The sequence below is a fragment of the Fulvivirga sp. genome (genome assembly GCF_040220315.1).
Taxonomy (GTDB): Bacteria; Bacteroidota; Bacteroidia; order Cytophagales; family Cyclobacteriaceae; genus Fulvivirga.
The window spans coordinates 1-8,009 of the sequence record NZ_JAVJUY010000230.1 but is presented as its reverse complement, the minus strand read 5'-3'; the positions used below and the strand labels follow the sequence as shown (position 1 = coordinate 8,009).

The following is an 8,009-nucleotide window of genomic DNA, read 5'->3' as shown; positions in this document are numbered from 1 at the left end:
TAATAATCACTCCTGAACCTGAACCTACTCTAGGACCTTGTCTGTAACCACGATCATCTCTAAAGAATGGTCCGAAAAAATCTCTGAATTGTTCTGGTATTTGATTATACTCGTTTCCTCTAGCACTTTGTCGTGCGTTTTGAGTTGATCTGATGTGAACTACGGCATCCATTACCTTATCTGCAGCATCAGTAAAATTTGCTGGTACTTCAACTACCTTTGTATCTGTATTGTATTTTGCTTGTATGGCTGGCGTGCTGTTTACATGCTCTAACTGAAAAGAAGCATCCTGATTCATTAACTGGTAAGAACCCACTGTTATTGCACTCCCCATAATGGCCGCTAAAACCAACGACCCGAAATTCTTAATCTCCATAATTTGACCTATTTTGTTGTACATCATGAACGTCTTTCAAAAAGCACGCCATTTACCCTTGAATTACGCCCAGCAAAGCCAGACGTTAACTTTTTTAACATTTTTTAATAAAAATGCCGACAGCGGATTGCCATCGGCATGCTTTTCTCTTTAATTCTTAAGAAATACTTATTAATCTGGAAGCTTTTTGCTTTGCTTCTTCTTTCTTAGGAATTTGAATCATCAAAAGGCCATTTTCATACTTGGCTTTAATTTTATCATTTTCTACCGTTTGAGGCAGCGTAAATGATCTTTTGAATGATTGGTAATAAAATTCTCGCTTAGAATAATTTACATCCTTATTCTCATTTGTATCCTCTTTCTCGTAAGAGATCGTTAACAATTGATTGTCTAACTCTATTTTGAAGTCTTTCTTATTCATGCCTGGCGCTACCATTTCTACTAAGTAGTTATCTGCATTTTCTGCAATGTTTACTGCAGGCATTGTATTAGCTGTGTTTTGATCATTGTTCAAAAACCAGTCTCTTCCGAAGAAATCATCAAAGAATGTCGGAAATAAATCATTTGTTCTTCTAATAAGTGTCATAATTCCTCCTTTTTATGGTTTTAAATAATTTACTAAAAAGCCTCAAATGAAATGCCACTCAAATTTTAGACGCAAAAAAAGCCAACTTGTCAGAAGTTGGCCGTAAAACACTAGTGATCAGGACAATATGTCTTATTTGTTAATCAATTCTCCATTTTCATATTCATACTCGATTGTCACATTTCCCTGCTGATCGTACCATTTAGATACACCGTGACGTACACCATTGGCATAGTTTCCTTCTTCCATTAAATTTCCTGTATCGTAGAACATTTTCGAAACTCCTTCAAGTTTTCCATTCACAAAGTTTTTCTCTTCTTTCACCCTCGAGCGATTGAATTTGGTCCAGGTGCCATGCAATTTGTCGTTATAATAACTTGCCGAAACCATTAATTGTCCTCGATCATCAATCTCTGTGTAAGAACCCTGTTTTAGGCCCCCTACATAACCAGTCACTGATTTCACCAATCCGTTCGAATGAAACTCTGTCCAGGTGCCATTTCTTTTTCCCAATAAATAATCCCCTGAATTAACAATGCCGTCAGGATCAGTGTATGTTACTTTAACTAAATCCGGGCTTCCCTCATAAGGCTCCTTTGTGGCATTGGATGGAAGCTCTGCTAATCCCTCAATGGTAGCTTCACTGAACTCTGCAGATTGATTACAGCCAAACAAATAAAACGCAATAACTACTAAACTTAATTTCTTCATGATTAATGTACTTGTTAATGTGATTTAAAGTTCGCCTACAAAATTAATAATTTTGGATAATTCAGGTTTTGAGTAAAATGTTTCTTTTATAATTTCCCATACCCTAATTATCTATTTTACATGCTAAACTAGATGATATGAATGTGTTAATTCAATGATATTTAAAGAATACAAGCCAAGTATACCGCTAAAAAATTATATTGTTAATTACTGGATTGTATCTGGAGAAGGTACAACCCCATTTGAACAGAAAGTAATACCAGATGGCTATCCTGAGCTGATTTTTCATTTCGGGGATAACTATGAAATTAGGCTCTTTGATAAGTGGGAGCTACAGAGTAAGTGGCTGTTTTCAGGCCAAATAAGTAATCACTTTTATCTTAGAAATACAGGGGTGATTGATATGTTGGGGATTAAACTCCAGCCGTGGGCACCAAAGCAACTTTTCGGATTAGATGTAGGTGGCTTTACTGACAAAGTTATATCTATTAGCAATTTTACTTCTGCTGAATTAGATGCATTGAAGAGCATTATAGCTAATCTTTCAAACACGATTGTTAACCCCGAAATTTTGGATCAATACTTTCAGCATTTAATAGAGAATAACACTAGAAAAGATGGACATTTTATTGCTATTGTTAGTAAAATCATAGAATCCAAAGGTCAAATAAAAATAGATGAGTTAATTACTAATGCTGGAATAAGTAGAAGAAGCTTTGAGCGTAAGTTTGTGAATATAATAGGCCTTTCCCCAAAATATTTCTCACGTATTATCCGGTTTAATAACATATTTAAACTGATACAGGAGGGTGATTCTTCATGGTGTCAGGTAGCCCTTCATTCGGGATATTACGATCAGGCTCATTTCATTAAAGAGTTTAAGAAATTTACCGGTGAGAAGCCATCTACCTACGGGCTTGATGATGATTCTTTAGCCAATTTCTTTTTGAAACGAAATTGACGCATTTATACAATCTTTCGTGATTAGCATTTTACATATTTGCTACAAAAACATCATGAAACTATTAATACTACCTCCTCTAATTTTCTTGATCTGTAGTTGTCAGGCTCAAGATCAATTTGACTGGCTCAATGGCCAATGGGTAAACCAAAAGAATGGGTCTATCGAAGAATGGGTTTTACATTCGGACGAATTAATAGGGAAAGCTTACGGTGTTGAAAACGGTGATACCACCATTTATGAAACGCTTACCATCACAAAAAAGGAAGACGATTGGTTTTATGTGGCAGATGTATCTCACAACTCCGAACCAACCCATTTTAAAATGACCCTCATTGAACCCGGCCATTTCATTTGCAAAAACCCAGACCATGATTTCCCTAAACAAATAGAGTACATATTGAAAGACGAAAGGCTGACTGTTACCATTTCAGATGACCAAAAAGCTATTAACTTTGAGTTTAAGCGTCCGTCTGATTAAATGCCGATAAGCGAGAAACTAGAACTTGGGTTACTTGGATTAATTGTATTTCAGTGTTTTTTCTTTGCTCTGTTCTTAACTACTCAAATAAAGAAAGAGAAGAGAAGTAATCTGTTTCTCGCTTTATTATTAACGGTTTTGGGCATTCACATGCTCTTTAATCTTTTAAGCGCAATTATCCCGTTTGAGGCAGATTCAAAGTTACTGATTGGCCTTAGCGCATTATACGGACCATTCATATATCTGCACATAAGGGCTTTACAGCTACGAAAATTTCCATTGAACCGAAAGGTTATATTTCATTTTTTACTTGCTCCAGTTGCTATCATTCTTTCAAATTTTGGTTGGGAGCCTCTTGAACTTAGCATGCGAATTTTAGTGTTGGTTCAAGTTTATGTTTACCTGATTCTTTCACTTACATCTATTAAACGTTACCAAAAAATAATAACCTACACACAATCGCAGTATCAGCGAATAAACCTGAACTGGGCATTTTACATGATCTGCTTCTGGATTCTCATAGCATTTGTAGACCTTGCGGGTAATATTTTTAGTTCCTATTCTTTATTGAGTTATGATTGGGCATTTACTATATTATTAGTCGCTATTTTCATTTTTGTAAACACATTGTTCTTTAAAGGGCTTGTTCAACCAAAATTATTCTTAGGCATTTCAACCAACGATGAAGAAATCTTTAAACAGGAAAACGAGCGATACAAAGACTCAACATTCACTGAACAAGACATCCTAAGTACGTCTAACGCCATTGAAAAGTGTCTTGAGTACAGTCGAGTTTACTTAGAACCAGAATTAAGTTTAGAACAGTTTTCTGCCCTTTTGAATAAACCTCCCCGACTAATATCACAAACCATCAACACCACCTATAAAACTAATTTTTCTGATTTTATTAATGAACAAAGGATTGAAGAAGCTAAAAAGCTGCTTAAAGAAACTAATGGTCTGAATGTTTCGGAAATACTATATGAGGTAGGCTTTAACTCCAAGTCTGCTTTTTATGAACACTTTAAGAAAAAGACCGGATTAACTCCCAATCAGTTCAAAAAAGAGCAAAAATAAATCCTGAATCACGTTTCCGGACGACTTTAATAATAGAATAGCGTTGTATTGAATCAAATTTAATTGATTGATATGGCGAGACTCTGCAAATATATTTTAGCCGCCTTTTCACTAGTAGTTTTACCCAGGGTATTGGCAGCTCAAATAGCCATTAGTGATAAAGAATGGAATGAAGACTTGGTATATTTAAAAGAACAGATATTAAAAACCATTCCTGCAGTTGATGAAAATAAACTGGCCACTGATTTTGATTTACTGAAAATTGACTTCGAGAAGTCAAACAATTCTCAAAAATTAATGGCAATACAAAAGTTTTTGGCCGGGCTTAATGATGAAGGCAATAAACTGCTGCCAATTCAAGATGCTTTTGATAATGCTATTCTTCCAATTAAAACCTATTGGTTTGAAGATGGGCTATATGTACTAGATGCCATCGAACAAAATAAAGCATTAATTAATCAGAAGATTACAGCAATTAATGGTGTTGAAATTGACACACTTTATAAAATAATCGCGCCTTATCTATCTGCGGATAATGATAATTACCTGAAATACTTATACCCTTTCTATGTTCAAAATGGCCTTTGGCTAAAGGGAAGTGGTGTCTTGGCAGAAAATGCAAATGAAGTAAGTATAACTACAGAAAAAGAAAAAACCATCACTGTGTCGTTTTCTGATTACAGTACTTATTCACAGTTGAAACGTGAGTTGGTTGGAAATACTAGTGATCAGAATTATTGGAAATCGTACGATGCCATTACAAAAACTTTAACGGTTCAATTTCAGGCTATCATAGACAATGAAAAAGGCGATAATTTTTCAAAATTTATAAAGGGTATAGCTAAAGACCTCGATTCAAAAAAAGTGGATAAATTGATAATTGATAATCGATTTGGAGGCGGTGGTAATGGTTTTAAACTCAAGTCTTTCACTGATATTGTCAGGGATAACGAATCCATCAATCAGAGAGGCAAATTATTTGTTTTGACTAGTCGTGCAACACGGGGAACAGTGATGGAGCTTACTTCTATATTGGAGCTAAACACAAAGGCCGTAATTATTGGCGAAGGAACTGGTGAAGGTCCAAATTCAGTTGGTGATATAAAAGTTTTTGAACTGCCCAATTCAAAAGTTAAGATTTCTTTAACTCATAAGTTTTGGCCAACAACCTGGAGCACTGATAATAGGAAAGAGCTAAGTCCTGTTGTTGAAACTTCATATACGTCTGAGAAACATCTGAACAAAATCGACCCCTGGTTGGTCGCCATAAGCACTTTTAAAGCTGAAGAAAACTATTCCAAAATTCCTTCGGAATTATTAAAGCAACTACCCGGCAAGTACAAAGTAGGCGAAAACAACATCACTATCGAAGAGAATAATGGCCGTTTATTTCTATATATGAACAGAAAAATGATGAGCTTTTTTGAGATTCACAGTGAGTTGTATTTCAAAGAAGATGGAGAATTAACTACGGATATTGATGGTGTTGTATTACGATATAATACAGCAAACCAGAAACCAAAACAACTATCCTGGAAAGGTAAAACTCTAACTTTTCAGTAATTAATTTGATTAACCCTACCAAGCTTTAAAAGCTTAGTAGGGCTTTGTTCTACTCAATCAAGCCTAAATTCTATCGGTAATACGGTTTTCACTTTTACGGGCACTCCGCGCTGTTTGCCTGGGTTCCATTTAGGTGCTTTGGCTAAAAGTCTTAAAACTTCTTCGTCACAACCTGACCCTATTCCTTTAATAATTTCAATATCTACTAGTTCACCAACTTCATTAACAATAAACTGTACATACACTTTTCCTTCAATATCCATTTTTCTAGCTTTTGAAGGGTATTTTAAGTTTTTACCAATGAACTTGAGAAATTCATTCATCCCACCTAGAGGCTCCGGCATTTCTTCAACAATAAGAAAAGGTTCATCAGGCTCTTCGTCCGGCATTATATCTATAAAGTGTGGTTCGCCCAACAAATCATTGGGGCTTTCATTCTTTTTCAAAGGCTCTAACAATGGCTCAAATTCCTTAGGGTCTGGAGGTGCTGCCTTAACCCTAGTAGGGTCTGGCATCTTCAGTTTAGGCTTAGGCGGTTCGGGTATTTTGTGTTCTGTAATAGGAGGTAAATAAAGGTCTATTTTATCTACCTCCAATTCCGGTACATGCACAATTTTCTCTTCCACCTTATATTCAAAGGCGGCAACACAGAGCGTCAGGGCAATTAATAAGCCCATGTTAAAGAAAAGGCCTTGCTTGTTTCGCAGTTCCTTTTCTGGATTTTTACGTTTTTCCATAGTTATAGGTGTTTAGTAATTCTTCATTAAAAACACCCGGCCGGGACAATGCCTGAGCTTGCTTCTCAGGCTCATTATTATTCTGTTTTTCGATTTTGCTTAACGCGTAATAAGCAAAAACACTCAGTGCGGTGAAAAACAGCAACAAGAAAATTAATTTAATCAGTCTCTTTAATCTGCTGGATTTATGACGCTCCATTAGACTCGCATAGTCCTTATATCCTTCAATTCTCCTTGAAGTCATGCGTTGTCGTCTCAATCTGATATCATGTCTACCCATCAGTCGTTATACTTAATTTTAAACCGCTCTTTTAGCTTATCAATAGCTCTATAAAGCCTCATTTTAGCTCCACTTTCGCCAATATTCAAGATATAACTTATTTCTTTAAAGTTCTTTTCTTCAAAAAATCGTAGCTCCAACACTTCTACCGCCTCTGTTGGCAACTCTTTTAACACTTCCATCAGCTCAGCCAGTTTTTCTTCATCAAAAACTGCTTCCTCCTCTGGTTGAATAAACTCAAAAAGTTGTTCTTGCTCCAGACTAAATACTTTTTTGCGCTTCTGCTTGTTATAAAATTTGTTTACCTCGTTATGCGCAATACGGTACAACCAGGCAGAAAATGGCACCCCTCGATATTCATATTTTTTCAAACTTTGCATGGCCTTTAGAAATGTCTGCGATGTTAAATCATCAGAAATCGCTTCATCATCCGTTCTTCGTAAAATGAAGTTGAATATCCGTTCAAAGTATCTGTTATATACCTCGCCAAATGCCCTTGCATCGCGCTTAGCTCGGACAATCAATTCTTGCTCTTCGGCTAATTCCTGCTCAGACATGTAATTGGCATCGCTCACAGTTCCTAAGGTGATGGTCTTATCCATATAATCCTCCACATTCAAAAGGTCACAATTAATTTACATTTTTATATTCCCATTTCCGATCATCAAATATTTCATGGACAGCTAATTGATTTATAGTATTTTTAAATCCATCAATTCAACAATTGAAATATGAAAAACATTTATCTCTTTCTATTCCTATTCATAGGATGCACAGCTTACGCTAATTCCATAAACACTGCTAATAAAAACTCTGATGGTATCTCCGCAAAAACGGAGGGTATGAAAAAACAAGAGGGTTTCTTTAATTACTATTATGATTCAAAAACCGACAAGGTATTTCTTGAAATTGATAAACTGGATCAAGAGTTTTTATATGTGCAATCGCTAGCTGCAGGTATTGGTTCTAATGACATTGGGTTAGACCGTAATCAGATGGGGCGGGAAAGAGTAGTAAAATTTATCCGTAGAGGACCAAAAATATTAATGCTTCAGCCTAACTACAGTTATCTGGCCAAAAGCGATAATGAAGATGAGCGAAAGTCTGTAGAAGACGCGTTTGCTCAATCTGTATTGTGGGGATTCAGAGTAGAGGCTGAGGATAAAAATAAAGTATTAATTGACCTTTCTGACTTTTTAATGGATGATGCACACAATGTTTCGGGAAGATTAAAGTC

At 35.8% G+C, this 8,009-nt stretch carries 10 protein-coding genes and 1 pseudogene; 5 read left to right on the top strand and 6 right to left on the bottom strand.

Annotated elements, in window-relative coordinates; genetic code table 11:
• The 3 genes and pseudogenes from RLO81_RS11115 to RLO81_RS11105 all read right to left on the bottom strand — a co-directional run.
• Positions 1-376: pseudogene (locus tag RLO81_RS11115) on the bottom strand (Do family serine endopeptidase); the annotation flags it as partial.
• A 157-nt stretch (positions 377-533) separates the two neighbouring features.
• Positions 534-962: an Hsp20/alpha crystallin family protein gene (locus RLO81_RS11110; RefSeq protein ID WP_350111469.1), complete on the bottom strand. Its 429-nt coding sequence runs from the start codon at positions 960-962 to the stop codon at positions 534-536.
• A gap of 132 nt (positions 963-1,094) precedes the next feature.
• Positions 1,095-1,673: a toxin-antitoxin system YwqK family antitoxin gene (locus RLO81_RS11105; protein WP_350111467.1), complete on the bottom strand. Its 579-nt coding sequence runs from the start codon at positions 1,671-1,673 to the stop codon at positions 1,095-1,097.
• A 154-nt stretch (positions 1,674-1,827) separates the two neighbouring features.
• On the opposite strand from RLO81_RS11105, the gene RLO81_RS11100 reads away from it, so the two are divergent.
• From RLO81_RS11100 to RLO81_RS11085, 4 genes are all read left to right on the top strand, one after another.
• A complete protein-coding gene (locus RLO81_RS11100) occupies positions 1,828-2,634 on the top strand; it encodes a DUF6597 domain-containing transcriptional factor (RefSeq protein ID WP_350111465.1) in 807 nt (268 codons plus the stop codon).
• Between the two features lie 55 nt (positions 2,635-2,689).
• On the top strand, positions 2,690-3,115 hold the full coding sequence (locus RLO81_RS11095) for a DUF6265 family protein (protein WP_350111463.1): 426 nt from the start codon (positions 2,690-2,692) through the stop codon (positions 3,113-3,115).
• Positions 3,116-4,192 (top strand): helix-turn-helix domain-containing protein, encoded by a 1,077-nt coding sequence (locus RLO81_RS11090; protein WP_350111461.1) that lies wholly within the window; start codon positions 3,116-3,118, stop codon positions 4,190-4,192.
• A gap of 72 nt (positions 4,193-4,264) precedes the next feature.
• Positions 4,265-5,755, top strand: coding sequence for a S41 family peptidase (locus RLO81_RS11085; protein ID WP_350111459.1), 1,491 nt, complete (start codon positions 4,265-4,267; stop codon positions 5,753-5,755).
• 53 nt (positions 5,756-5,808) lie between these two features.
• On the opposite strand, the gene RLO81_RS11080 is transcribed toward RLO81_RS11085, so the two are convergent.
• From RLO81_RS11080 to RLO81_RS11070, 3 genes are read right to left on the bottom strand one after another with little or no spacing between them, the layout of a single operon-like run.
• Positions 5,809-6,492, bottom strand: coding sequence for an energy transducer TonB (locus RLO81_RS11080; protein WP_350111457.1), 684 nt, complete (start codon positions 6,490-6,492; stop codon positions 5,809-5,811).
• Positions 6,479-6,772 carry a hypothetical protein gene (locus RLO81_RS11075; protein WP_350111455.1) on the bottom strand — a complete coding sequence of 98 codons (294 nt, stop codon included), beginning with the start codon at positions 6,770-6,772 and terminating at the stop codon, positions 6,479-6,481. The genes RLO81_RS11080 and RLO81_RS11075 overlap by 14 nt, the downstream gene beginning before the upstream one ends.
• Positions 6,772-7,374 carry an RNA polymerase sigma factor gene (locus tag RLO81_RS11070; RefSeq protein WP_350111453.1) on the bottom strand — a complete coding sequence of 201 codons (603 nt, stop codon included), beginning with the start codon at positions 7,372-7,374 and terminating at the stop codon, positions 6,772-6,774. Before RLO81_RS11070 ends, RLO81_RS11075 begins: the two co-directional genes overlap by 1 nt.
• 129 nt (positions 7,375-7,503) lie before the next feature.
• On the opposite strand from RLO81_RS11070, the gene RLO81_RS11065 reads away from it, so the two are divergent.
• On the top strand, positions 7,504-8,009 hold a 506-nt coding region (locus RLO81_RS11065), incomplete at its 3' end, for a DUF5117 domain-containing protein (RefSeq protein WP_350111451.1).

Bases quoted from the DNA above. Each gene is read 5' to 3' on its own strand.
- RLO81_RS11075 (WP_350111455.1), bottom strand. From the start codon at position 6,772: ATGGGTAGACATGATATCAGATTGAGACGACAACGCATGACTTCAAGG.
- RLO81_RS11085 (WP_350111459.1), top strand. From the start codon at position 4,265: ATGGCGAGACTCTGCAAATATATTTTAGCCGCCTTTTCACTAGTAGTT.
- RLO81_RS11105 (WP_350111467.1), bottom strand. From the start codon at position 1,673: ATGAAGAAATTAAGTTTAGTAGTTATTGCGTTTTATTTGTTTGGCTGT.
- RLO81_RS11080 (WP_350111457.1), bottom strand. From the start codon at position 6,492: ATGGAAAAACGTAAAAATCCAGAAAAGGAACTGCGAAACAAGCAAGGC.
- RLO81_RS11110 (WP_350111469.1), bottom strand. From the start codon at position 962: ATGACACTTATTAGAAGAACAAATGATTTATTTCCGACATTCTTTGAT.
- RLO81_RS11095 (WP_350111463.1), top strand. From the start codon at position 2,690: ATGAAACTATTAATACTACCTCCTCTAATTTTCTTGATCTGTAGTTGT.
- RLO81_RS11100 (WP_350111465.1), top strand. From the start codon at position 1,828: ATGATATTTAAAGAATACAAGCCAAGTATACCGCTAAAAAATTATATT.
- RLO81_RS11070 (WP_350111453.1), bottom strand. From the start codon at position 7,374: ATGGATAAGACCATCACCTTAGGAACTGTGAGCGATGCCAATTACATG.
- RLO81_RS11090 (WP_350111461.1), top strand. From the start codon at position 3,116: ATGCCGATAAGCGAGAAACTAGAACTTGGGTTACTTGGATTAATTGTA.